The sequence below is a fragment of the Citrobacter sp. CK191 genome (genome assembly GCF_030333435.1).
Lineage (GTDB): Bacteria > Pseudomonadota > Gammaproteobacteria > Enterobacterales > Enterobacteriaceae > Citrobacter_B > Citrobacter_B koseri.
Genome location: NZ_JAOWFX010000011.1, coordinates 88987 through 113621, shown reverse-complemented (window position 1 = coordinate 113621; position 24635 = coordinate 88987). Strand labels below are relative to the sequence as shown.

Genomic DNA, 24635 nt, shown 5'->3' with positions numbered 1-24635 from the left:
GGGGCATGGCGAAACGGCTAAAATATGTTCTGAACCACTTCCTGATTTTACTTTTATTGCCGTCATCGGCTATGTCGGCAACGTATATTAATTACACGCGAGTGATAATTAATGAAAAGGCGCGCGAAACATCATTTACTATTTACAATGAAGGGCTGAAACCCGTTTTATTGCAGTTGTGGACTGAAAAAGACAATATTTTTGATCGTCCCGAGGAGATTAAAACACCGTTTATCATTTTACCTCCGATTTTTCGGCTTGAAGGAAAAACATCCCGGGCGGTGCGGGTACAGTTTACTGGCGACCAGCATACATTACCTGCTGACAGAGAATCTTTATTCTGGCTGAACACGCTGGAAGTCCCTCCTGTGGCTGATAGTAAAGCGGAGAAGGGCGCGCTACAGGTCGCTTTTCGTACTCGGGTGAAGTTATTCTGGCGGCCCACTGCACTGGCAGCAATCACCCTTGAGGAAAGTATAAAAGAATTACACATCTCTTTATCTGATTGTGGAGGAAAACGCTGCCTGTTAGTAAAGAATAACTCACCTTTGTACGTAACATTAATGGATCTTACGTTGAATGACGGTACAGAAATAAAGCAATTACCTGATGATGGTCTTTGGGCACCATTGTCAACTAAAACGGTTGTTTTACCCAAAAACACAAAAGGGGAGGGCACAGTCAAAACACTCTCATGGATTGATGATTATGGCGTGATCAATACCTATAACTACTAATGCGAAGGATAACGTTATGCTTAATTTTAACCCTTCATCCTTACGTTTTAAATTTATTTACCTGACGAAAAATATTTATGATGGTATTGCCATTCATACACTTTTTGAAGATGCCCTGCATGAATCAGGATTGAAAATGGGGCTTAATGAAGATATACCCTTTCACCTGATCGATAAGTACAGTAATTTTATTCCGTTTTCATTGCGGTTTGATGCGACGTATAAACAACGCAGTCGCACGCTCGAACACGATATTACCCTCTCGGCAAAAGGGGAAGAGATAAAGCGAATGCGTTTTAATCATATACTCTTTTTTGTCGATATGTATAACCCTGACCATACCTCTTTTCTTTCGGTCGCCGGACTGCATGGCCTTACGGCGGTCAGGGAGCGCATGGATGCTTTCATGGTGCATTGTAATGCGGTGATTAATGGCAATAGAAAATGCCGTTCAAGTAGTTTCTTGTTCACGCTGCGTGAGCAGCAAATTGTGTTTCATCTCTTACAAGGCATGTCGGTTAAAGAAATCGCACTGGAATTAAATGTGAGCGATAAACTGGTTTATCGGGAGCGCTGGGCGCTGACGCGTAAGCTTATCGACCAGAAAAATTGCAGATTATACAAAAGGCTAATAAACATTAACGCGACATTATAAGCGATAAAAGAGTGGACCAGATTATTGGAGTCCACTCTTTTGCCTTATGCCGCCCGGGCGCGACGGCGGGAATCCATTGAAATCAGCACCACCGACGAGAGGATCAGCAATGTACCAAGCCAGTCCGGCAGGGTGAAGCTGATGCCCAGCAACAGCAGCGATAACAACGCGCTGCTTAGCGGTTCCGCGCAGCTCAGAATGCTCGCTTTCGGCCCGCCAATCATTTGCGCCCCTTTCAGATACAGACTGAAAGTCAGCGATGTGCCGATGACCACCAGATAGAAAAACGCCAGAATCAGGCTGCCGCTGACCACAAAATCCGTTCCCTGCCCGGCATAGAAGGGCAGCAATATCACGCCGCCGATCAACATGCTCCAGCCAACGACAGGAAGCGTGCCGTAACGCGCGATCAGCGTAGAGGGCCAGGTTGTATAAAACGCTGCGGCAAACGCGGAGGCAATCCCCCAGAATAGCGCGGCAGGCGAGATAGACAGCGATGTCGGATTACCGTGTGTTACCAGCAAAAAGGTGCCAATAAGAGAGGTGAGAATGGCCGTCAGCACCAGAATGCCGGGGCGCGCTTTCCGTACCAGCGAGAACCACGCCACGATAATCGTCGGCGATAAAAATTGCAGCACCGTTGCGGTGGCGGCATTGGATTTCTCAATGGTGAGCAGGAAGGTGAGCTGTACGGTAAGCGCTCCCATGATGGAAAAGAACAGCAGGCTTAGGGCGTCCTGGCGGTTTTTGAAAATGGAAAATACTTTGTCGCCGTGAACAAACGAGAGCATCAGCAGAATCAACCCGGCGAATATCAGACGCGTCATGGTCAGAAACTGCGACGACATCTGGCTTTGTTCCATAATGTACTGCGCGCAAACCCCTGAACTTCCCCATAATACGGCGGCAATCAGGACGTTCAGCATCCCTCTTCTGGTGGACCCCATTTTTTCCTCAACATGGTGTTTTGTCTTTTTTATGTGCAGGCATCATAGCAGAGATGGCGGCACAAACGAGACGGGCGTTAGCATCGCCCACTTTTACGACAGTCGGGTAAGCTGTGTTTCACCGTCCTCCATCGTCAGTTGATACAGCGAAAACGCGGCATGTTTCTCGATCAGATTGGCCAGTTCAGGCGAATGACTGGTGAGCCAGATTTGCGAATGGCGGCTGGCTTCGGCGATCAGTTGGGCGAGGGCGGGCAACATCTGCGGATGCAGGCTGTTTTCCGGTTCGTTGAGCGCGATAAAAGCTGGCGGTCGCGGGCTTAACAGCGCTACGGCCAGGCACAGGAAACGTAGCGTGCCATCCGAGAACTCCGCAGGTTCCAGCGGACGGGTCAACCCTTCACGTTTCATCATCAGGCGAAAGCGACCGCCGCTGTTATCGCTGTAGAACACGCAACCGGGAAATGCCCGATCGAGAATCCGCATCAGCAGCAGTTCATCGCCAATCTCGACGATTGTCTGGAACGCTGCCGCCAGGTTTGCTCCGTCGCTGGCCAGAACCGGTGAGCGGAATCCCACCTGCGGAACACGAATCGCAGAACCAGACGAGACTGAAAACTCATGATAAAAGCGCCAGTTGCGCAGCATTTCTCGCATCTGCGACACCTCCGGGTAGAGGTGTGGCTCTCCCAACTGGCCGAATACCGACTCGTTCTCATACAGCGTGCCGCTATGGGTGACTTTCTCGTGATGGATATTATTGAGGAATACGACCTGGTTTTTACGTTTCATCAACTGTGAGGAGGGGCGGCGAGCGTGCCCGCTCAACCAGACAGACTCCTCTTTGATGACCGGGTCGAGATCGAACTGCGACGGGTAGGGGAGCTTCTCGACAAACCCTACCTGTAACTCGTATTCATAGGTTTCTGTTTCTACCGCCAGAGTCATGCGCCGCAGCTGGTCGCTGCGCGTTTTCCCGGCCCAGAATACCTTCAGAATACCGCCTTCGTTCGCCAGCGCCTGTGAGAACTGCCCCTGCGCCGCACTGTGCATCAGGTGAATCGCCTTATAGATATTCGACTTTCCGGTGCCGTTAGGGCCGAAGACGATATTGAGCTGTTCCAGTTCCAGAGACTGATGGCGAATCGAGCGGTAGTTTTCGATGTGCAGCGTTTTGATCATGGGCGTTAGCGGTAGAGGGGCGATGCGGCAAGCATAGCGATTTCGTCCCGGAAGAGACAACCCGTTCATATAGTTTTACGCGGCGTATAAAAAAGCAGGGGCGACTTTCTCGCCCCTGGGGGGCTTATCAGAAGCCTTCCAGCACAATCTTGCCGACGGAGCGGCCCGTTTCAAGCTGTGCGTGCGCTTTCTGAATATTCGCCGCGTTGATGGCTCCGTAATGCTCGCCCAGCGTGGTGTGAATCACCTTAGCATCAATGAGCTGCGCCACGCGGGTCAGTAGCTGATGCTGGGCGATCATGTCGTCGGTTTCAAACATTGAGCGGGTAAACATAAACTCCCAGTGCAGCGAAATACTCTTTGTTTTCAGCGGTCGTGCGTCGAGCGTTGCTGGATCGTCTATCAGCGCCAGCTTACCCTGCGGCGCCAGGGCTTCGATGAGCTGCGGGTAATGCTTATCAGTGTGGGTCAGGCTGGCGACGTGCGTCACCGCGTTGATGCCGATTCGCGCCAGCTCTTCCGTCAGCGGTTTGCTATGGTCGATAACATAATGCGCACCGGCTTCGCGTACCCATTTCTGGCTTTCCGGGCGCGACGCGGTGCCGATCACCGTCAGTCGGGTGAGTTTGCGGGCCAGCTGCGTCAGGATGGAGCCCACGCCGCCTGCGGCGCCGACAATCAGCAACGTATCCCCTTCGTTGCCGCCTTCTTCAACGCCGAGGCGGTCAAACAACATTTCCCATGCGGTGATCGAGGTCAGCGGCAGCGCTGCGGCGGCGGCATTATCCAGCGTTTTGGGTTTCAACGCGACGATGCGCTCATCAACAAGCTGGAACTCGCTGTTGCTTCCCGGACGGCCCAACGCGCCGGCATACCAGACTTCATCCCCCGGTGCGAACAATGTCACTGCCTCGCCGACTGATTTCACTACGCCTGCGGCATCCCAGCCCAGCACGCGCGGGGTCTCTGCGTTAAAACCCGCGCGTACTTTGGTATCGACCGGGTTAACGGAGATGGCTTTCACCTCAACCAGCAGGTCATGTCCGGCGGCGACCGGAACAGGGAGGTCAATGTCCTGTAAAAACTCAATATTGCTGCCTTCTGGCGCGGCGCGGGTAATTGCGATGGCTTTCATAACGTCTCCGGTGTGGGAACAGGTTTATCGTTTGTATAATTCGATGGTAAACCGCCAGCAGAACGGGAAAAATAGCCTCACGACGACAGGACTTATATTCGGGGAGTGAAAATGTTCCGGCTTGAAGATCTCACGTTGTTTGTTCGCGCGGCGGCGCTAAACAGTTTTAGCGATGCGGCGCGGGAAGCCGGGGTACAGCCTGCCCAGGTCAGTTCCGCCATCAAACGGCTGGAGTCTACGTTAAACATTCGCCTGTTCGCACGCTCGACCCGCAGCTTACGGCTGACGCCGGAAGGCGAGGTCTGGTTGCCCTACGCCAGGCAGATGCTTGAGGTGATGCACGCCGGGTTGCAAAAAATTCAGACGCCGGAAGATGAGATCTCCGGTACGCTGCAAATCGCCGTGCCCTCCGATCTTGGGCGCAATTTACTGCTCCCGGTATTCCAGTCGTTTCGCCATCGCCACCCTGCGTTGCGCCTGCGGGTGTTTTTCTCCGATCAGGTCGCCGATGTATTTAAAGATCCGGTTGATGTCGCGTTCCGTTACGGTAATACGGAAGATGCTTCTTACATCGCGCTGCCCGTCTCCCCCGATAACCGGCGTGTGCTGGTGGCTTCGCCGGACTGGGTCGCGCAACACGGCGATCCACGTCATCCCGATGATTTAGCGAATCTGAATGCGTTAACGTTCGTCTTGCGCGGACGCCTGCATGACCGCTGGACGTTCATCCGCAACGGTGACGTCAGCAGCGTACAGGTCAACGGCACCATGATGAGCGATGATGCTGAAGTTATCCGGCGGCTGGCTATCGCCGGTGAGGGGATGGCGTATAAATCCTGGCTTGATGTCTCTGAAGATGTGCGTGACGGGCGATTGCAGCGCCTGATGCCAGATTATCAGGGAGAGAAAGTCCCGCTGAACATGATCTGCCCGCACCGCAAACAGCTTTCGACGGCAGTCCGCCTGCTGCACGAAGCGGTAAAAGCGCGCTGCGAAAGGCTGGAACTCCCCCCGATGTGAAGGCGATATGCGTTGCCGTTTGTATTTTGTAGGCCGGATAAGCGTAAGCGCCATCCGGCGCACAATATGACAAGGGGAATCAGCGCGCTCTTAATCCCTTTTAACTGCGGTTGTGCTTCTTTTAGTTCACCAGGCAATGTTTTCTCCCGTTCGCTCCAGGCCGTCAGGACGATACAGCTATGATCGATTTCTTGATAGTGGGCGAGGGCATTTAAAGATCAGGTCGCAATGAAGGAATGAGTTTGAGGAATTGGCTTAAGACCCAGGGGAAGAGTGAGGAACTTTGGCGGAAGATCACAGGAGTCGAACCTGCCCGGGACCGCTGGCGGCCCCAACTGGATTTGAAGTCCAGCCGCCTCACCGGAGACGACGATCTTCCGCGCCCACATTGCTACATGGAGGCGGGGCGCATTATAGCTACTTTCTCAAGGTTTCCACATCCCCCCACTCACTTTTTTCATCAGCCTTTCGCCTTACTATGATCGATTTCATATAAATCTTCACAAAATCCATGAGTTACCTGTTTTCATATCTTTTGGGAATTATGAGTTCACATAGCGTCCATGCGACGTTTCGTGAGAAAACCTGTCACAGGCCCGGTACGCGTAGCGCCACCGGGCAAAACACATTATTGCGCAGGCTGTGGTTGCGTGACTTCCGCTCCTGACACAACGCCTGCCCGCATTATTTGCGTCACCTGCTGTTTATCGGCGTTTACTGCGTGCAACTGGCCGTTTACCGTTGGCTTCAGTGGGGCGTCCGCCTGGATATTACCGCTGGCGGTAAGCTGGATGTTGCCGTCGCCGGAAATGGGCAGCGCAGGCCATCCCCATTGCTGCAAGACGTTCATTGGCACGCCGCGTCCGTTCAGGCTGACTTTTGTCTGGCGCTGGGGGAGTTGTGAAACGCTGGCCGTGGCTTCTAACAGCCCTTTCTCCGTAAATGCGCTCAGCTCGTTGATGTTAACTGTGCTGCTGTTTGCCGCCAGCGCCAGGGAGGGGCGACGCACGTCCACACGGTTAAACGTCGCGGCTGCCGCGTTAAGCGTTGCGTTCCCGCTCCATACGCCCCATTGATGGTTCTGCACCAGTCCCAGATTCGCGCCATAACCATCCAGCGCGGTGAGCTGCCACGGGAAAGCCGGGTCGATATCAATCACCAGGTTGCGACTGGCGCTGAATTTTTTCAGCGTCAGGCTGTTTAACCAGCCAGGCAGAGGTTTCATCCACTGCTGCTTCCAGTTTTCCGGCAGCGTGTATTCCAGCCCGGCAATGGCGGCATCGTCGAGGATTAGCGCTTTGCCATTACGCAGCCAGTTGCCGGATGTTCTGACCATACCGCCTTCCCAGCGGGTCGTGAACTGGCGTAGCGCAATGCCCTGCGGTGAGAATTCGGCATTCAGAATGGGATCGAAGAAATGCAGTGAACCGTAGATGAATTCGCTGGCATTCATCGACAGTTTGCCCTCTTGCGTCTGCCAGTCATCTTTGCTGAACGTCAGGTTGCGCAAACTGAGATCGAGGTCGGTTACTGCCCAGTCCGGGCCTTGCAGGCGGGCATCGGTCACTTCAAGACGGCCAATTTGCAGAGACGGGATAGCGGTAAGCGGGGCAAAAAAGTCGGTCAGCGATTTATCGCTTTGCAGCCGGATGTCGTTCAGACGCAGATTTTCCACCACCCAACTGCCGTCCGCGTTGCGTCGCGCCACGCCGGTTAAGGCGCCGCGCGCAATGTCTGCGCCAATGTTGCTTAAGATTACCTGTTCCTTATCAATGCTGCCTTCAATCAGCACGTTGGTCGCGGGAACATCATTCAGCGTGAGCGAACCGGCGCTGAGCTGGATCTGCGCCTTATTCCCCAATACCTTGCCCGCTTCGGGACGCCAGGGAACCACGCCGCCGTTAACGCGCTGAGCGCTCAGGTTCCACTCACCGCCCGGGCTGTTAAGCGCCATGTTCTGTAATTGCAGGCGGTCAGCCTGAACAGGAAGCGGTGCGGTCTGCGGGGAGATATTGAGCGTGCCGTCCTGCAACAGGATGGCGTCGACGTGCAGGGGATCGGTTATCTGGCGACTGCTCAGGCCGATATCCACCGTTTTCGCGACTAACGTGGCGGGCTGGCCATCCCGGCCAAACGTGACGTTCTCAAGCAAAACGTGGGACGGTGCGGAAAAGCGGTGATCCATGACATCAAATGTCAGGCTGTACCCGCTGTTCTCTGATATCCAGGCGCTTACATGCTCCGCGCCCCAGCGGGTTTGCAGCAGAAAATAGAGGCCGAAGATCACCACCAAAAGGGCAATCAATATGTAGAGAATCAGCTTTCCAATAAATTTCATGGTCTTCCATCCCGCGAAGTGCACACATCTGAGTTATGCACGATTTACGCGCAATCCTCAAGGCGGGAATGGTGAAAGAGCGTTACAGCGGCGATGATTGTCGATCATCGCCGCATTTCGCTTACGGCTTCTCTGGCGGGAAAATCAGGTTCAGAACGATAGCGGTGATGCCCCCAGCGGCAATGCCGGAGGAGAGCAGGTTTTTCACCCAGTCTGGCGCAAATTGCAGGATCAGCGGCTGCTGAGAAACGCCCAGGCCGACAGCCAGCGACAGCGCGATAATCAGGATAGCGCGGCGGTTCAGCGGTTCACGGGAGACGATACGCACGCCGGAAGCGGCGATGGTGCCGAACATCACCAGCGTGGCGCCGCCGAGCACCGGTTCAGGAATGTGCTGCACAAAGCCGCTTACCGCCGGGAACAGGCCGAGCAGGATCAGCATCAGCGCTACCACAAAGCCGACATAGCGGCTGGCCACGCCGGTCAACTGAATCACGCCGTTATTCTGCCCGAAACAGGAGTTGGGGAAGGTATTGAACACGGCGGAAACAAAAGAGTTCAGGCCGTTAGCCAGCACGCCGCCTTTCAGGCGCTTCATATACAGCGGCCCGGAGACCGGCTGCTCGGAGACATCGGAGGTGGCGGTGATATCGCCGATGGTCTCCAGTGAGGTGATCATAAAGACCAGCATCAGCGGCAGCAGTAGGTTCCAGTCAATGCCCAGACCGTAGTACAGCGGCGTGGGCACCATGATTAAGTCTTGTGTTGCCGGTGTGGTATTTTCCGGCAGCATTCCCATAAACCAGGCCAGCAGATAGCCCGCCGCCATCGCGATCACCAGCGAGGCCACGCGCAGGTAGGGGTTGCGCTGGCGGTTAAGCAGGATGATCAGCGCCAGTACAACGCCTGCCAGCATCAGGTTTTTGGGCGCGCCAAAGGTGTTGTCGCTCATTGCGGCATAGCCGCCGCCAATGGATGTTAAACCCACCTGGATCAGCGACAGACCGATAATCATCACCACCACGCCGGAGACCAGCGGTGTGATAATGCGGCGCGCCAGATGCAGTATGCGGGAGAGAACCATCTCGGTGCAGCTTGCCAGCATCAGCGTGCCGAATAGCGCTGCCATCATGGTGGGGACGTCCGCTCCGCCGGTTTTCAGCGCGGTGCCGCCCATAATCAGCGGGGCGACGAAGTTAAAACTGGTTCCCTGAATAGATAACAACCCTGAACCGACCGGCCCCCATGCTTTGATTTGAATAATTGAGGCCACACCGGAGGCGAACAGCGACATACTGATAATGTGTTGAGTATCTTGTGCCGGTAAACCGAGCGCCTGGCAGATTAACAGCGCTGGCGTGATGACCGCGACGAACATTGCCAGCAGGTGCTGACAGGCGGCAAACAGGGTTTGAGGGAGCGGCGGGCGATCTTCAAGACGGTAAATCAGTTCGCTGTTTTGCGTCTGCGCAACCGGTTGCGCATTTGCCGACTCGACGGTGTTAACAGACATCAGAGGCAATCCCATGGTGGAAAAGCGGTGATTTTATCTGACCAGATGGTAAAAGCAAACGATTGCATTTATAAATTTTACAAACGGTCTCGGGCAGGGGTTATCAGGCGTTGGAATAACGCTCGGTTTCGGGCATCCAGCGTTCAATCAGGGCGGTTGCCTGTTGCGGATAATGTTCGTGAATGTGACGGGCGATGCGTTGAACATCCGGGATAATGGCCTGATCGCGCAGCAAATCCGCCACTTTGAACTCGGCGTTACCCGTCTGACGCGTGCCCAGCAGTTCACCGGGGCCGCGAATCTCTAAATCCTTTTGCGCAATCACAAAGCCGTCGTTGCTGTCCCGTAAGACCTGAAGGCGCTTCTGCGCGGTTTTCGAGAGCGGTGATTTGTAGAGCAGTACGCAATGGGAGGCCACCGCGCCACGGCCCACGCGCCCACGCAACTGGTGTAATTGTGCCAGACCTAACCGTTCCGGGTTTTCGATAATCATCAGGCTGGCGTTGGGGACATCCACCCCGACTTCAATCACCGTTGTTGCGACCAGCAGGTGCAGCTCACCCTGCTTAAAGGCCGCCATCACCGCCTGCTTCTCTGCGGGTTTCATTCGCCCATGAACCAGACCAATCTTCAACTCCGGTAAGGCGAGCCTGAGCTCTTCCCATGTCGCTTCCGCAGCCTGGGCTTCTAACAAATCCGACTCTTCAATCAACGTACAGACCCAGTATGCCTGGCGGCCTTCCTGGGTACAGGCATTGCGGACGCGATCGATAATATCGCTACGACGGGTGTCCGGGATGGCAACGGTAGTGACAGGTGTGCGACCCGGCGGTAGCTCATCAATCACGGAGGTATCGAGATCGGCATAGGCGGTCATTGCCAGGGTGCGGGGGATCGGCGTTGCGGTCATGATTAACTGATGCGGGTGGAACCCCTGCTGCTGACCTTTTTCCCACAGTGCCAGGCGTTGATGGACGCCGAAGCGGTGCTGTTCATCGATAATTACCAGCGCCAGCCCATTAAATTGCACCTGCTCCTGGAAAATCGCGTGGGTACCGACCACCATCTGTACCTGCCCGCTGGCGATGGCTTCCTGCTGCGCCAGGCGCGCTTTTCCCTTCTGTTTACCTGCCAGCCAACCCACTTCAATACCAAGCGGTGCAAACCAGTTGCGGAAGTTACTGGCATGCTGCTCGGCCAGTAGTTCTGTCGGCGCCATCAATGCCACCTGTTTGCCATGAGCAATGGCGCGTAGCGCAGCCAGTGCGGCGACCAGCGTTTTACCGGAACCGACGTCGCCCTGCACCAGACGCATCATTGGCACATCGAGCGCCATGTCGCGTTCTATCTCCGCCACCACGCGCGCCTGCGCACCCGTTGGTTTGAACGGCAATGCGGCCAGTAACTGATTCTTCAGTGAATCGTTCGCGCTAAGCGGCTGGGCGTGAAAACGCTGCGCGCCGGCACGCAGCGCCAGCATGCTCAGGTTATGCGCCAGTAGTTCTTCCAGAATCAGGCGTCGCTGCGCCGGATGCTGCCCGGTTTCCAGATCGCTAAGCTGTAGCGACGGTGGTGGGCGATGCAGCGTGCGCAAGGCTTCCGGCAGGCTCATCATTCCTTGCGCAAGTTCAGGCGGCAGAAGCTCGGCAATGGCGCAGGTATCAAGCAGGTCCAGCGCCTGGTCGGTGAGCTTACGCAGCGTGGCTTGCTTAATGCCTTCGGTGGTCGGATAAACGGGCGTGAGCGTTTCCTGAAGCTCCGGCGTGCTGAGATCGCCCTGCACGCGGTATTCAGGGTGAATCATCTCCGCGCCGTACTTCCCGCGTTTGGCTTCACCATAGGCCAGTACGCGCCGCCCGGTCGCCAGGCTGTTTTTCATTGCCGCGCTGAAGTTGAAAAAGCGCATGGTGAGAATGCCGGAGCCGTCGCTAATCTGGCAGGTCATCATCCTGCGACCGCCGAAGGTGATATTGCAGTTCAGCACTTCGCCTTCAACAGTGGCGTAAATGCCCGGCAGCAGTTCGCCAATCGGGTAAAGATGGGTGCGATCTTCATAACGCAGGGGAAGGTGCAACAGGAGGTCCTGCACGGTGTGCAGGCCAATTTTCGCCAGTTTGCTGCTTTGCGCTGCGCCAACGCCGGTCAGGGAATTGAGCGGGATGGCATCCAGCAAACGGCCTTTCATGTGATTACCCTGCCGCCTGCATCGTGGACCACCAGGCGGCGTCGGCCTCGATCTCACCCTGCATGTTTACGTGAGGGTAGGGCAGGCCCTTGCGCTTAGCGACTTTCGCCAGCACCGGATAGCCACCCTCAAACAGCAGGCGCTGCTGTTCGTCTTCCGGCAGCATGCTGTTTTCACGCAGGTACATGCCTGCGTTCTGCCGCTGGCGCTGCGCTTCGTAGAGAATCAGAGCGGAAGCGACGGAAACGTTAAGTGACTGCACCATGCCGATCATCGGGATGATGATGTCCTGATCTGCAAGGTCTAAGGCTTCCTGGGTGATGCCGGTTTTCTCCTGCCCCATCAGGATGCAGGTTGGGCGCGTGTAATCGATTTCGCGGAAATCAACCGCTTTATCAGAGAGATGAGTCGCCAGAACCTGCATGCCCCGGCCCTTCAAGTGGCTGACCGCATCGCCGATGGTACGGTGGGTTTTCACCTGTACCCAGCTATTGCTGCCCGCTGCCGCCGACGCCATGGTGCGCATACGGCTGCCCGGCCAGACGGCGTGAACTTCGTGTACGCCTACTGCGTCGGCGGTGCGAATGATCGCCGAGACATTATGAGGTTTGTGGACCTGCTCCATGCAGACCGTCAGATCAGGCTGACGCCTGGCGAGCATCTCGCAGATACGCGCATAACGCTGTAAGTTCATAAAACTAGTTTCGGTTACGGGTGACTTTTATCACGTCCGGCATCACGCGGATTTTGCGCATGATATTCGCCAGATGCACGCGATCGCGCGCGGTGAGGCGAATAAAGGCGCTATAGACGCGACCATCCTTTTCTTCCGTATTCAGACTCTGAATATTGGAGGTCGTCGTGTTGATTGCCGCCGTCAGGTTGGCCAGCGCCCCCTGGTGGTTAAACATATCCACCTTAATTTCGGTGATGAACTCCTGCTCCGTCTCTTTGTCCCATTCCACAGCCATAAACTTCTCTGGCTCTTTCTGGTAACCACGGATGTTGCGGCAGGATTCATGGTGGATCACTAACCCTTTACCTGGGCTGACGTGCGCAATGATCGGGTCGCCTGGGATCGGGCGGCAGCACTTCGCAAAGGTGATCAGCACGCCATCCGCGCCTTTAATCGGCAAATGCCCATGATTGGACTGCGTTGTGGCTGGTGCGGCGGCTTCGCCTTGCTGAAGATTTTTCGCCACCACCACGCTCATCGCATTGCCCAGACCAATTTCCGCCAGCAGATCGTCCAGCGTTGCGAGCTTCATACGCTCCAGTTCGCGCTGGATGTTCTCCTGCGGGATTTCAGCCAGTTTACGGCTGCCGCCGAGGGCATGGTTGAGCAGACGGCGCCCCAGGCTGACGGAATCATCACGCTTGAGGTTCTTCAGCAACTGGCGAATTTTGGCGCGAGCTTTTGAGCTGACGACAAAGTTAAGCCATGCCGCATTCGGGCGTGCGCCAGGGGCGGTAATAATTTCGACGGTCTGACCGCTGGTAAGCGGCTGTGACAGTGGGTATGGCTGCCTGTCGACGCGCGCGCCTACGCAGGCATGACCGATATCGGTATGTACGGCATAGGCGAAGTCGACCGGCGTGGCACCGGCAGGCAGCTCAACAATGCGCCCTTCCGGTGTGAAAACGTAAATCTCATCCGGGAAGAGATCGGATTTAACGCTCTCGATAAATTCAAACGAGCTACCGGCGCTCTGTTGCAGCTCCAGCAGGCTTTGCATCCAGCGCTGAGCGCGGATTTGCGCGGTGGTGCTGGTTTCACCGTGCTCTTTATAAGCCCAGTGCGCCGCAACCCCCATTTCCGCCATCTGGTCCATGTCTTCGGTACGGATCTGTACCTCAACCGGAACGCCGTGCGGGCCGATCATCGAAGTGTGTAAAGACTGATAGCCGTTCGCTTTTGGAATGGCGATATAGTCTTTTACGCGCCCCGGACGCGGCTTATACAGGCTGTGCATCTGGCCGAGTACGCGATAGCAGGTATCGGCATCATGTACGATCACGCGAAAGGCGTAGATGTCCATGATGGAGTGAAAACGCTGCTCTTTGAGCACCATTTTGCAGTAGATAGAGTACAAATGCTTTTCACGCCCGCTCACGCGACACGGAATGCCTGCTTCCTGCAAACGTCCTTCGATCTCAGAGAGGATTTTTTGAATCATCTCTTTGCGGTTGCCGCGAGCGGCTTTTACCACTTCTTTAATCACGCGATAGCGGTTTGGGTACAGCGCTTCAAAACCCAGCTCTTCCAGCTCGGTTTTAATGTGATGAATACCTAAACGGTGCGCCAGCGGACTGTAGATCTCAAGGGTTTCACGGGCGATGCGGCGACGTTTATCCGGGCGTAATGAGCCCAGCGTGCGCATGTTGTGAGTGCGGTCGGCAAGTTTGATGAGAATGACGCGGATATCCTGCACCATCGCCATAATCATCTTGCGAAAGTTTTCAGCCTGCGCTTCTTTCTTATCGCGGAACTTAAGCTTATCAAGCTTGGATACCCCTTCTACCAGCTCTGCAACGCTTTTACCAAAAAGCTGTTCCATGTCCTGGTAGGTCGCAGGAGTATCTTCAATCACGTCATGCAGCAGCGCAGCCATCAGCGTTTCATAGTCGAGTTTCATCTCGGCCAGAATACAGGCTACCGCAACCGGGTGCGTGATATAGGGTTCACCGCTTGAACGTGTCTGACCCTCGTGAGCGTCACGTGCAACGAGATACGCCTGCTGAAGACGTTTTATCTGGTCTTCAGGCAGGTAGTTTTGAATCAGTTGATTCAGGCTTTCAAACAGATACAAGGGCGACCCGCTTTGTGATTAACGACGGCCTTCAGCAATAGCGGTAACGGCTTGTAATTCAGCGGCTTCCTGCTCTTGCTGTTCCTGGCGCTCACGGACGTCGAGGATCTGGTTGTTGATCAGACCTTCTTCGATTTCGCGCAGCGCGATTACGGTAGTTTTATCGTTTTCTTCCGGTACAAGCGGATCCTTGCCGCCTACCTGCATCTGACGAGCGCGACGCGCGGCGACCAGTACCAGGTCAAAACGGTTACCAATTTTCTCTACAGCGTCCTGAACAGTTACGCGTGCCATATTTAAAATGCTCCACAGGTGAAGAAATGACTGGGCATAATACTGAAAGTGGGTTCAGTCTGCCAACAGTTTGCTGATTAAAGCGTCATGACGCTGCTTTTGGCGGCTCATGCGCAGACGTTCGGCGCGAATAATGGTTTTCAGATCGCCCAGGGCGGTGTCGAAATCATCATTCACAATAAGGTAATCATATTCGGCGTAATGGCTCATTTCTGCAACAGCTTGCGCCATACGTTTTGCGATTACTTCTTCGCTATCCTGACCGCGCCCGCGAAGGCGGCGGTCCAGCTCAATTTTGGACGGCGGTAAAATAAAGATACTGCGCGCTTGCGGCATCTTCTCACGAATTTGCTGTGCGCCCTGCCAGTCGATATCCAGAAAAACATCCACACCCGTTGCCAGCACTTGCTCAATGGTTTCACGCGATGTGCCGTAATAGTTACCAAACACTTCAGCGTGCTCCAGAAACGCATCTCTGCCAATCATGGTTTTGAACTCATGATGATCGACAAAGAAATAATGCTCGCCATGCACTTCACCCGGACGCGGTGCGCGCGTGGTGTGTGAAACAGAAACCTGGGTGTCATACAACGGTTGGGTTTTTAACAACGCCTGAATCAGGCTGGATTTACCCGCGCCACTGGGGGCAGAAACAATATAAAGCGTGCCTTGAGCCATGAGTATCTTATGTATGTGATTATCGAAAGAGAGCCTACATACGAGCTTATTATACACGTCGCCGCTATGTGACGTAGCCTTTGTCACACTTTTTGCGTCAGTTTATTGCGTTTTGCGTACCTGTTTCCTGATTTACCGTGTAGTTACTGCAATCAATGAAAATGTCTGGAAGCGTGTTCGCACGATCGCTTTTTGCCTCTCGGTTTTGATGACGCCCCGCGTTATACCTGGCCCGCAATCTACAGCGGAGGTACTGATGAGAAGAGGGAAAAGTATCGTGCTGAGTCTGTTGCTGTGGCATTTCCCGGTATGGGCGGCTTGCCCTGACTGGTCGCCAGCCAGAGCGAATGACGAAATCGCCCGGCTACAGCAGCAGCTCGCCCAGTGGAACGACAGTTACTGGCAGCAGGGGGTTAGTGCGGTAGACGATAGTGTTTACGATCAGCTCAGCGCGCAATTGGTGCAATGGCAACGCTGCTTTGGCGGTGATACCGGGGCAGAACTGGCGCCGCCAGTGAGCGGCTCATTGCCCCATCCTGTTCCGCATACGGGTGTGCGAAAGCTTGCGGACAAACAGGCGGTGCAGCAGTGGATGCGTAAGCGCAGCGATTTGTGGGTGCAACCGAAAGTGGATGGAGTGGCGGTTACTCTCGTATACCGGGATGGGCGCCTGGTCAGCGCGATTAGCCGGGGAAGCGGGCTTAAAGGCGAGGACTGGACGCAGAAGGTGCGTTTAATACCCGCAGTACCGCAAAGCACAAAAGGCGCGCTTGCCAATAGCACGTTGCAGGGTGAGATTTTTTTGCTGCGCGACAACCATATTCAGCGACAAATGGGAGGAATGAATGCCCGCTCGAAGGTCGCCGGAATGATGATGCGCCAGAATAACACCTCGTCGCTCCAGTCGCTGTCTGTTTTCATCTGGGCATGGCCTGATGGCCCGGCAACGATGCCTGAGCGCTTGCGTCAACTGTCCGGGGCAGGATTTGGCTTTGCACAACAATATTCTCAACCGGTGAAAAGCGCTGATGATGTTGAACGCGTGCGTACAGCATGGTGGACAACGGGATTACCGTTCGTTACCGATGGAGTCGTGGTAAGAACGGGTAAAGAACCTGAGGCCAGACACTGGATGCCCGGGCAGGGAGACTGGCTGGTTGCCTGGAAGTATCCTCCGGTCGCAAAAGTAGCTGAAGTCACCGGGGTTCAGTTTGCTGTCGGCAAGAGCGGGAAAATCTCGGTTGTGGCGTCGCTTGCGCCAGTGATGCTGGATGATAAACGGGTGAAGCGTGTGAATGTAGGGTCTGTCAGGCGCTGGGAGGAGTGGGACATTGTGCCAGGTGACCACATTCTTGTCAGCCTTGCCGGACAGGGGATTCCGCGTATTGATAAGGTTGTCTGGCGTAGCACTCAACGGGATAAGCCCGCACCGCCGGGGAATCGCTATAACGCATTAACCTGTTTTTATGCGACTGAGGTATGCCAGGAGCAGTTCATCGCCAGGCTGGTCTGGCTGGGGTCGAAGGAGGCGCTGGAGGTTGACGGGATGGGGGAAGCAGGATGGCGTGTGCTTCACCAGGCGCATCGTTTCGAGCATATTTTCTCCTGGCTCGCGTTAACGCAGGAACAACTACAGGCGACACCTGGGTTTAGTAAAGAAAAAAGCAAGCAGTTGTGGCATCAGTTTAACCTGGTGCGGCATCGGCCATTTATCCGCTGGGTGATGGCGATGGGCATACCGTTAACGCAGGGGGCGCTTAAGGCCAGCGGCGATCGTTCATGGGGGCCGTTACTGGCACGCACGGCAGAATACTGGCAACAGCTTCCGGCGACAGGGGAGGGGCGCGCCAGGCGGGTCATCCAGTGGCGGGATAACCCGGAAATACGGGCACTGGGCAACTGGCTGGCTGCCCGGCATATTAACGGCTTTAGCCCTTAGTGACCTTCGTGGCGATAGTAAAACACCGGCAGGCCAAGTTTGAGACGCAGCGCCAGCAAGCGAGCGGTAAAGCCAAAAACCAGCGTGGAGATAACCACGACATCGTGGTTGGATACGTAGTGTTGTAGCGCGATGTACAACACGGCAGACGCAAAGGAAACACCAGCATACAGCTCTTTCTGGAAGACCAGCGGAATACGTTTGCAGAACATGTCACGCAATACGCCGCCAAATACGCCGGTAATGACAGCCGCCACAATAGCGATGACCGGGCTATGCCCCATATCCAGCGCAACCTGAGCGCCGATAATAGAAAAGACCACTAAGCCCAGCGCATCAAGTACAAGGAACAGTTTGCGTAGGTAAGGCATTACAGGGGCGACGATCGTCGTCAGAACCGCAGCAGAAGCGACAATAATCACGTACTCAGGGTGCTGTACCCAACCAAGCGGATAGTGACCGAGCAGAATATCGCGTACGGAACCGCCGCCAATTGCTGTCGCGGTGGCAATGATAATAACGCCAAATGTATCCATGCGGCGTCGACCCGCAGCAAGCGCCCCGGTCATGGCTTCGGCAGTAATGCCAATTAAGTAGAGAACGTGTAACAGCATGTCTTCCCCCTGGTTTACTGAGGGCAGAGACTAACGATTTGTGCGTAATATCACGATTGAGATTTTCTAAGGTGAAGCAATTTTGATAACTATAGTTTATGCGGATATTGCGATTCATCCGCTATTTATGCGTTATTCATTTTTAATGGATTAGAAAATGGATAAGAAAAAGTAATCCGAGAGTGGCGAGGGAGGTACGGAGTGTAAAGAAAGCACGTAGCACCATCGCATCGCGACGGGCTACGTGGGAATGAGGTTTACTCGATGTTCTGAATCTGTTCGCGCATTTGCTCGATCAATACTTTCAGCTCAATTGCAGAATTGGTGACATCAGCATTGATGGATTTGGAGGCCAGCGTGTTCGACTCGCGGTTGAACTCCTGCATCATAAAGTCCAGACGACGGCCAACCGCCTCTTTTTTCTTCAGGATGTTGTAGGTTTCTTTGACGTGCGCGTCCAGACGATCCAGTTCTTCCGCCACGTCAATGCGCTGCGCCATCAGCACCAGCTCTTGCTCCAGACGGTTATTTTCCAGTTGTACCTGTGCGTCTTCCAGTTTTGCTACCAGACGTTCGCGCTGCCATTGCAGGATTTCCGGCATATGGGCGCGGACTTTCACTACCTCAGCGCTGACGCCTTCCAGACGCTGCTCAATCAGCGCTTTCAAAGCCTGACCTTCGGTTTCCCGGGCGACAATGAAGTCATCCAGCGTCCCGTCCAGCGCGGCGAGGATCTCTGCGGCAATCGCGTCCAGATCCTGTTCCTGGGCGGCCATGACGCCCGGCCAACGCAGGATATCTACCGGGTTGATTTCCCCTTCATCGCTCTGCATTTTGACCCAGTTCGCAGAGGCAACGAGCTGCTTTGCCAGCTTCTCATTCAGAATGAGTTCGCCTTGCGCGCTGGCATCGGGTTCAAAGCGTAAAGTACATTCGATTTTTCCGCGCGTCAGGCGTGTACGAATGCGTTCGCGTACAACAGGTTCAAGGCTACGGAACTGTTCCGGCAGACGAAAATACGTTTCCAGATAACGCTGGTTTACCGAGCGCATTTCCCAGGTAGCGCTACCCCATTCACCCTTGATTTCACGCCGGGCGTAGGCGGTCATACTGCGGATCATAGACGTTCCTGTTTTTAAAGGAGAGATGGAAGGATTATAGCCATCCATGCCTTGTCAGGATAGGAATAACCGCCGGAAGTCCGTATAATGCGCAGCCACATTCGTTTCAAGCCGGAGATCTCAATATGCGTCCAGCAGGCCGTAGCGCTAATCAGGTGCGTCCCGTAACCCTGACCCGTAACTATACAAAACACGCTGAAGGCTCGGTGCTGGTCGAATTTGGAGATACCAAAGTGCTGTGCACGGCATCCATCGAAGAAGGCGTACCGCGCTTTTTGAAAGGGCAGGGCCAGGGGTGGATCACCGCAGAATATGGCATGTTGCCACGCGCTACGCATACCCGTAACGCGCGTGAAGCGGCGAAAGGCAAGCAGGGCGGCCGCACGATGGAAATCCAGCGTCTGATCGCCCGCGCGCTGCGCGCTGCTGTCGATCTTAAAACGCTTGGCGAGTTTACTATCACTCTGGATTGCGATGTGATCCAGGCGGACGGCGGTACGCGTACTGCATCTATCTCCGGGGCTTGTGTTGCGCTGGCCGATGCGCTGAACAAGCTGGTCGCGAACGGTAAGCTGAAAACCAACCCGATGAAAGGGATGGTGGCTGCGGTTTCCGTCGGCATCGTGAATGGTGAAGCGCTCTGCGATCTGGAGTACGTTGAAGACTCCGCGGCTGAAACCGATATGAACGTGGTAATGACCGAAGACGGTCGAATTATTGAAGTGCAGGGAACGGCAGAAGGCGAGCCGTTCAGTCACGAAGAACTCCTTACCTTGTTGGCATTAGCCCGAGGGGGAATCGAATCCATTGTAGCGACGCAGAAAGCGGCGTTAGAAAATTGATTTTAAGGCGACCAGCGAGTCGCCTTTTTTTTGTCTGTAATAAAGTGAAATGAGGAGCGAATCCATGAAACCGTATCAGCGCCAGTTTATTGAGTTTGCGCTTAACAAGCAGGTACTAAAGTTTGGCGAATTTACGCTGAAATCCGGGCGCAAAAGCCCCTATTTCTTCAACGCCGGGCTGTTTAATACCGGGCGCGATCTGGCTCTGCTGGGACGTTTTTATGCCGAAGCGTTGGTGGATTCGGGTATCGATTTCGATCTGCTGTTTGGTCCGGCCTATAAAGGTATTCCGATTGCGACGACCACCGCTGTTGCACTGGCGGAACACCATGACAAAGACCTGCCGTACTGCTTTAACCGTAAGGAAGCCAAAGACCACGGTGAAGGCGGAAGTCTGGTCGGGAGCCCATTACAGGGACGCGTGATGCTGGTGGATGATGTGATCACTGCGGGTACTGCGATTCGTGAATCGATGGAGATTATTCAGGCGAATGGCGCAAGTCTGGCGGGGGTGCTGATTTCTTTGGATCGTCAGGAGCGTGGCCGTGGCGAGATTTCCGCTATTCAGGAAGTGGAACGCGATTACGGGTGTCAGGTGATCTCGATTATCACGCTGAAAGACCTGATTGCGTATCTGGAAGAGAAACCAGAGATGGCGGAACATCTGGCGGCAGTGCGCGCGTATCGGGAAGCGTACGGGGTTTAAGTGAATTGCCCGGCGGCGTAGCGCTTACCGGGCCTGTAAGGCCGGATAAGGCATCGCCGCCATCCGGCTACGCTGTTACTGCAATTGCGCAGCAACCAACGGCCAGCGGGCGTCGAAATCGTCCGTTGGGCGGTATTTGAACTCGCTGCGTACAAAGCGGGACAACATCCCTTCACAAAACGCCAGCAACTGACTTGCCAGCAGGGTTTCATCCGTGGCGTACCCTTCGCCTTCGCGCATTCTTTTTTCCCGCAGAACCTGACGCAGCTGCGCTTCAATGCGCTCAAACAGCTGGTTAATCCGTCCTTGCAGGCGATCTTGTTCAAACATTAACGCATGACCGGTGAGGATACGCGTCAGGCCTGGGTTGCGTTCGCCGAAGCCCAGAATCAACAACACGATTAAACGCAGACGCGCGCTGGTGTCTTTCTCATCTTTTAAGATCAGATTGATACGGGTAATCAGACTGTCTTCGATAAACTCAATCAGACTATCGAACATGCGAGTCTTACTGGGAAAATGGCGATACAGCGCCGCTTCAGAAACGCCGACGGAGGCTGCCAGTTTCGCTGTTGTGATGCGTTGGCTTCCATCGCTGGATTCCAGCATCAGCGCCAGAGACTGAAGTATTTCTTCGCGACGATTCCTTTTCGCAGTTTGTTTTTCTGCCATGTTACAAAATACCCCTGAAAATAAGCACTTGCCAGGCGAGCATCCACACTATGACCGCAAACTCAGCGTTTGCGGCGATGTTATGTCGTTATCAGGATGCGTAAATGTCTTACTTGCGACCAGAATGGCCGAAGCCGCCTTCACCACGGTCGGTGGCTTCAAACTCTTCCACCAGATTAAATTCGGCTTGTACAACCGGTACGAAAACCATCTGAGCAATACGTTCGCCTGGCTCAATGGTAAAGCTGTCCTGGCCACGGTTCCAGATGGAAACCATTAACTGACCCTGATAGTCAGAGTCGATCAGGCCGACCAGATTGCCGAGCACAATACCATGCTTATGGCCCAGGCCGGAACGTGGCAGCATTACCGCCGCCAGAGACGGATCGGCAATATGAATCGCCAGACCGGTCGGCACCAGCGTTGTTGCGCCAGGCGCCAGTTCTACGGCGTCATCGAGACAGGCGCGCAGGTCAAGTCCGGCGGAGCCGGAGGTGGCATAAGTTGGAAGCGGAAATTGCTGCCCAACGCGCGGGTCCAGAATCTTAACGTCGATTTTTTTCATCATAACGGGTCACGATCTCGTCGAGTAATAATTGGCCCAGGAGCGCTTTCCGTTCGAGCGGTAAGGCTTTATCTCCATCCTGCCAGAAAAGGTGTAATGCGTTGCTGTCGCTATTAAATCCTTGAGTTGAAAGCGAAACATCGTTCGCGCAGATCAGATCAAGGTTTTTGCGGATACGTTTTTGCCGGGCGTATTCTTCCACATTATTTGTTTCCGCGGCAAACCCAACGACATAAGGACGCTTGTCTTTGAGTGCGGCGACCCCGGCGACAATATCAGGGTTCTTGACCATTTTGACTGTTAATTCATCGCCCTGCGTCGCCTGTTTCTTAATTTTTTCACTGGCGACGGCGGCTGCACGGTAGTCAGCAACCGCAGCACAGCCGATGAAAATATGCTGCTTCTGAACCGCTGCCTGGACCGCCGCTTCCATTTCCAGCGCGGTCATCACATCAATGCGCTGAACAAAAGGTGGCGTGGGCAGCGCAACGGGGCCGGAAACCAGCGTAACGTTGGCGCCGCGTCGTGCGGCGGCGGCGGCAATGGCAAATCCCATCTTACCGGAGCTGTGGTTAGAGATATAACGCACCGGATCGAGCGGCTCGCGCGTCGGACCCGCCGTAATCATGATGTTGAGATGTTGCAGATCGTTGACAGGGGAGAAATGCGCTGCCGCCATATCCACAATGGTCAACGGGGCGAGCATGCGTCCTGGCCCCACGTCTCCACACGCCTGGCTGCCGCTGTCCGGCCCCCAGATAAGCATTCCGCGTGACGCGAGTACATCCAGATTATGTTGCGTGGCGGCGGCGCGATACATTTGCTGGTTCATGGCCGGAAGTACGGCAATCGGGGCGGATGTCGCCAGACAAATCGTTGAAACCAGATCGTTGGCCATACCGGCAGCAACGCGAGCGATCAGATCTGCCGTGGCTGGCGCGAGGATAACTAAATCCGCCCATTTCCCCAGCTCAATATGGCCCATCGCGGCTTCTGCGGCAGGGTCAAGCAGACTGTCAGAAACGGGATAACCCGACACCGCCTGTAGGCTCAGGGGCGTGATAAAGGCTTTTGCCGCTTCGGTCATCGCCACGCGGACGTCGGCGCCGCGTTCGCGTAAACGACGCACCAGTTCAGGGGTTTTATAGGCAGCAATGCCGCCGCTCACGCCGAGAACGATTTTTTTGCCAGCCAGGCTCATCATGATCTTTCCTGTTGGATTGCACCAGAAGGCGGACATTTTATCACAATCCTGAATCCCGTCGTGCAGTTGCCCGTAATTCACTTTGCGAGGCGCTACGCAGGAGTGAAATACGGGCGTCGATTCACCCCAGGAGCTATGCCACCATGAGGCGTGCTTAAGGAGGTGAACGTATGGATGCGCCGGAACGTTTAATGCCCCGGGAAAAAATGTTGAAGTCAGGAATTGGTTCGCTGACGGATGTTGAACTGCTGGCGCTCTTTTTACGTACAGGAGTGCCAGGAAAAGATGTGATGGCTCTGGCGCATGAAACGCTGCAACGCAGTGGGTCGCTCTATGGGTTGCTGTCTGCGGATTTCGCGCAATTTCGCGGTACAGGTATCGGTATCGCTAAGTATGCGCAGCTTAAGGGGATTGCCGAACTGGCAAGGCGCTATTACAAGGCGCGCATGATGAAGGAAAACGCGTTGTTGAGCCCGGAAATGACGCGTGAGTTTCTGCAAAGCCAGTTGGCGGGGGAAGAGCGGGAGATCTTCCTGGTGATCTTTCTGGATGCCCGGCACCGGGTGATTAAACACAGCCGTCTTTTTTCCGGCACGCTGAATCATGTCGAGGTGCATCCGCGCGAGATTATCCGCGAGGCGATAAAATTAAATGCTTCTGCGGTGATCCTTGCGCATAATCACCCCTCGGGGTGTGCAGAACCGAGCAAAGCGGATAAACTCATCACCGAACGTGTCGTAAAATGTTGTCAGTTCATGGATATACGAGTACTGGATCACCTTGTGATTGGGCGCGGAGAGTACGTTTCTTTTGCCGAACGTGGTTGGATTTAGAACACTTCGCGCGATCCATCGGGATCTTTGTCTGTTCGGGACTTGAGCACATCGCTTACACAGCGTATACTACGCCACCTTTGAGAATCTCGGGTTTGGCATTTGGGCCTGGCAATCGAGAGTTCACAATGAACTGCGATAACCAGGCTGAGAAGCCTGACGAGGCGCCAATACCCCATACGAAGCTCGAGCTAATTTGATTTTTGGAGAATAGACATGTCCCGAGTCTGCCAAGTTACTGGCAAGCGTCCGGTGACCGGTAACAACCGTTCCCACGCACTGAACGCGACTAAACGCCGTTTCCTGCCTAACCTGCACTCTCACCGTTTCTGGGTTGAGAGCGAGAAGCGTTTTGTCACCCTGCGTGTATCTGCTAAAGGTATGCGTGTAATTGATAAGAAAGGCATCGAAACAGTTCTGTCCGAACTGCGTGCCCGTGGCGAAAAGTACTAAGTACTTAGAGGAAATAAATCATGGCTAAAGGTATTCGTGAGAAAATCAAGCTGGTTTCTTCTGCTGGTACTGGTCACTTCTATACCACCACGAAGAACAAACGTACTAAGCCGGAAAAACTGGAACTGAAAAAGTTCGATCCAGTTGTCCGTCAGCACGTTATCTACAAAGAAGCGAAAATCAAATAATTCT

At 54.5% G+C, this 24635-nt stretch carries 24 protein-coding genes and 1 tRNA gene; 9 read left to right on the top strand and 16 right to left on the bottom strand.

Going from position 1 to position 24635, the window contains the following annotated elements:
* Positions 1-5: 5 nt before the first annotated feature.
* Both OGV82_RS03295 and OGV82_RS03290 read left to right on the top strand, forming a co-directional pair.
* Positions 6-737, top strand: coding sequence for a fimbrial biogenesis chaperone (locus OGV82_RS03295; protein ID WP_052194435.1), 732 nt, complete (start codon positions 6-8; stop codon positions 735-737).
* Positions 738-753: 16 nt separating this feature from the next.
* A complete protein-coding gene (locus OGV82_RS03290; protein WP_012135796.1) occupies positions 754-1392 on the top strand; it encodes a helix-turn-helix domain-containing protein in 639 nt (212 codons plus the stop codon).
* Positions 1393-1436: 44 nt separating this feature from the next.
* On the opposite strand, the gene OGV82_RS03285 is transcribed toward OGV82_RS03290, so the two are convergent.
* From OGV82_RS03285 to OGV82_RS03275, 3 genes are all read right to left on the bottom strand, one after another.
* Positions 1437-2339 (bottom strand): carboxylate/amino acid/amine transporter, encoded by a 903-nt coding sequence (locus OGV82_RS03285; RefSeq protein WP_024131066.1) that lies wholly within the window; start codon positions 2337-2339, stop codon positions 1437-1439.
* 93 nt (positions 2340-2432) lie between these two features.
* The gene (locus tag OGV82_RS03280; protein ID WP_047460209.1) at positions 2433-3521 is read right to left on the bottom strand and encodes an AAA family ATPase; all 1089 of its coding nucleotides are present in this window, start codon (positions 3519-3521) and stop codon (positions 2433-2435) included.
* 127 nt (positions 3522-3648) lie between these two features.
* The gene (locus OGV82_RS03275; protein WP_047460212.1) at positions 3649-4656 is read right to left on the bottom strand and encodes a zinc-binding alcohol dehydrogenase family protein; all 1008 of its coding nucleotides are present in this window, start codon (positions 4654-4656) and stop codon (positions 3649-3651) included.
* Positions 4657-4767: 111 nt separating this feature from the next.
* Between OGV82_RS03275 and OGV82_RS03270 the strand changes: the two genes are divergently transcribed.
* Complete coding sequence (locus tag OGV82_RS03270; RefSeq protein WP_047460215.1) at positions 4768-5676, top strand: LysR family transcriptional regulator; 909 nt, start codon at positions 4768-4770, stop codon at positions 5674-5676.
* 284 nt (positions 5677-5960) lie between these two features.
* On the opposite strand, the gene OGV82_RS03265 is transcribed toward OGV82_RS03270, so the two are convergent.
* From OGV82_RS03265 to gmk, 8 genes are all read right to left on the bottom strand, one after another.
* Positions 5961-6055: transfer RNA gene (locus tag OGV82_RS03265), tRNA-Sec, on the bottom strand.
* A 249-nt stretch (positions 6056-6304) separates the two neighbouring features.
* Positions 6305-8014, bottom strand: a complete 1710-nt coding sequence (locus OGV82_RS03260; protein ID WP_101744161.1) for an AsmA family protein — start codon at positions 8012-8014, stop codon at positions 6305-6307.
* A gap of 121 nt (positions 8015-8135) precedes the next feature.
* Complete coding sequence (gene xanP, locus OGV82_RS03255) at positions 8136-9527, bottom strand: xanthine/proton symporter XanP (RefSeq protein WP_024131065.1); 1392 nt, start codon at positions 9525-9527, stop codon at positions 8136-8138.
* Positions 9528-9630: 103 nt separating this feature from the next.
* Positions 9631-11712, bottom strand: a complete 2082-nt coding sequence (recG, locus tag OGV82_RS03250; RefSeq protein ID WP_101744162.1) for an ATP-dependent DNA helicase RecG — start codon at positions 11710-11712, stop codon at positions 9631-9633.
* Positions 11713-11716: 4 nt separating this feature from the next.
* Positions 11717-12406: a tRNA (guanosine(18)-2'-O)-methyltransferase TrmH gene (gene trmH, locus OGV82_RS03245; protein WP_049011031.1), complete on the bottom strand. Its 690-nt coding sequence runs from the start codon at positions 12404-12406 to the stop codon at positions 11717-11719.
* A 4-nt stretch (positions 12407-12410) separates the two neighbouring features.
* On the bottom strand, positions 12411-14522 hold the full coding sequence (gene spoT, locus OGV82_RS03240; protein ID WP_012135784.1) for a bifunctional GTP diphosphokinase/guanosine-3',5'-bis pyrophosphate 3'-pyrophosphohydrolase: 2112 nt from the start codon (positions 14520-14522) through the stop codon (positions 12411-12413).
* A gap of 18 nt (positions 14523-14540) precedes the next feature.
* Positions 14541-14816 (bottom strand): DNA-directed RNA polymerase subunit omega, encoded by a 276-nt coding sequence (gene rpoZ / locus OGV82_RS03235; RefSeq protein ID WP_000135058.1) that lies wholly within the window; start codon positions 14814-14816, stop codon positions 14541-14543.
* A gap of 54 nt (positions 14817-14870) precedes the next feature.
* On the bottom strand, positions 14871-15494 hold the full coding sequence (gene gmk, locus OGV82_RS03230; protein WP_012135783.1) for a guanylate kinase: 624 nt from the start codon (positions 15492-15494) through the stop codon (positions 14871-14873).
* A gap of 256 nt (positions 15495-15750) precedes the next feature.
* On the opposite strand from gmk, the gene ligB reads away from it, so the two are divergent.
* Entirely contained in the window at positions 15751-17433 is a 1683-nt protein-coding gene (gene ligB, locus OGV82_RS03225; RefSeq protein ID WP_101744163.1) for an NAD-dependent DNA ligase LigB, read from the top strand.
* Here the strand turns inward: ligB and OGV82_RS03220 are convergent.
* Positions 17430-18047 (bottom strand): trimeric intracellular cation channel family protein, encoded by a 618-nt coding sequence (locus OGV82_RS03220; RefSeq protein ID WP_047460236.1) that lies wholly within the window; start codon positions 18045-18047, stop codon positions 17430-17432. The two genes, ligB and OGV82_RS03220, sit on opposite strands and share 4 nt — an antisense overlap.
* Before the next feature lie 257 nt (positions 18048-18304).
* Positions 18305-19168: a YicC/YloC family endoribonuclease gene (locus tag OGV82_RS03215; protein WP_012135780.1), complete on the bottom strand. Its 864-nt coding sequence runs from the start codon at positions 19166-19168 to the stop codon at positions 18305-18307.
* Between the two features lie 125 nt (positions 19169-19293).
* Between OGV82_RS03215 and rph the strand changes: the two genes are divergently transcribed.
* Positions 19294-20010: a ribonuclease PH gene (gene rph / locus OGV82_RS03210; protein ID WP_012135779.1), complete on the top strand. Its 717-nt coding sequence runs from the start codon at positions 19294-19296 to the stop codon at positions 20008-20010.
* Positions 20011-20074: 64 nt separating this feature from the next.
* On the top strand, positions 20075-20716 hold the full coding sequence (gene pyrE / locus OGV82_RS03205; RefSeq protein ID WP_024131063.1) for an orotate phosphoribosyltransferase: 642 nt from the start codon (positions 20075-20077) through the stop codon (positions 20714-20716).
* Positions 20717-20791: 75 nt separating this feature from the next.
* Here pyrE and slmA read toward each other — a convergent pair whose 3' ends face one another.
* The 3 genes from slmA to coaBC all read right to left on the bottom strand — a co-directional run bounded on the left by slmA (position 20792) and on the right by coaBC (position 23154).
* A complete protein-coding gene (slmA, locus tag OGV82_RS03200; protein ID WP_012135776.1) occupies positions 20792-21388 on the bottom strand; it encodes a nucleoid occlusion factor SlmA in 597 nt (198 codons plus the stop codon).
* 109 nt (positions 21389-21497) lie between these two features.
* The gene (dut, locus tag OGV82_RS03195; protein ID WP_006687626.1) at positions 21498-21956 is read right to left on the bottom strand and encodes a dUTP diphosphatase; all 459 of its coding nucleotides are present in this window, start codon (positions 21954-21956) and stop codon (positions 21498-21500) included.
* Positions 21934-23154: a bifunctional phosphopantothenoylcysteine decarboxylase/phosphopantothenate--cysteine ligase CoaBC gene (gene coaBC, locus OGV82_RS03190; protein ID WP_101724235.1), complete on the bottom strand. Its 1221-nt coding sequence runs from the start codon at positions 23152-23154 to the stop codon at positions 21934-21936. The genes dut and coaBC overlap by 23 nt, the downstream gene beginning before the upstream one ends.
* Positions 23155-23327: 173 nt before the next feature.
* Between coaBC and radC the strand changes: the two genes are divergently transcribed.
* The 3 genes from radC to rpmG all read left to right on the top strand — a co-directional run bounded on the left by radC (position 23328) and on the right by rpmG (position 24631).
* Positions 23328-23990 carry a RadC family protein gene (gene radC, locus OGV82_RS03185; protein ID WP_047460249.1) on the top strand — a complete coding sequence of 221 codons (663 nt, stop codon included), beginning with the start codon at positions 23328-23330 and terminating at the stop codon, positions 23988-23990.
* A 216-nt stretch (positions 23991-24206) separates the two neighbouring features.
* Positions 24207-24443 carry a 50S ribosomal protein L28 gene (gene rpmB, locus OGV82_RS03180; protein WP_003024071.1) on the top strand — a complete coding sequence of 79 codons (237 nt, stop codon included), beginning with the start codon at positions 24207-24209 and terminating at the stop codon, positions 24441-24443.
* 20 nt (positions 24444-24463) lie between these two features.
* Complete coding sequence (gene rpmG, locus OGV82_RS03175) at positions 24464-24631, top strand: 50S ribosomal protein L33 (RefSeq protein WP_001051798.1); 168 nt, start codon at positions 24464-24466, stop codon at positions 24629-24631.
* The last annotated feature ends 4 nt before the right edge of the window (positions 24632-24635 follow it).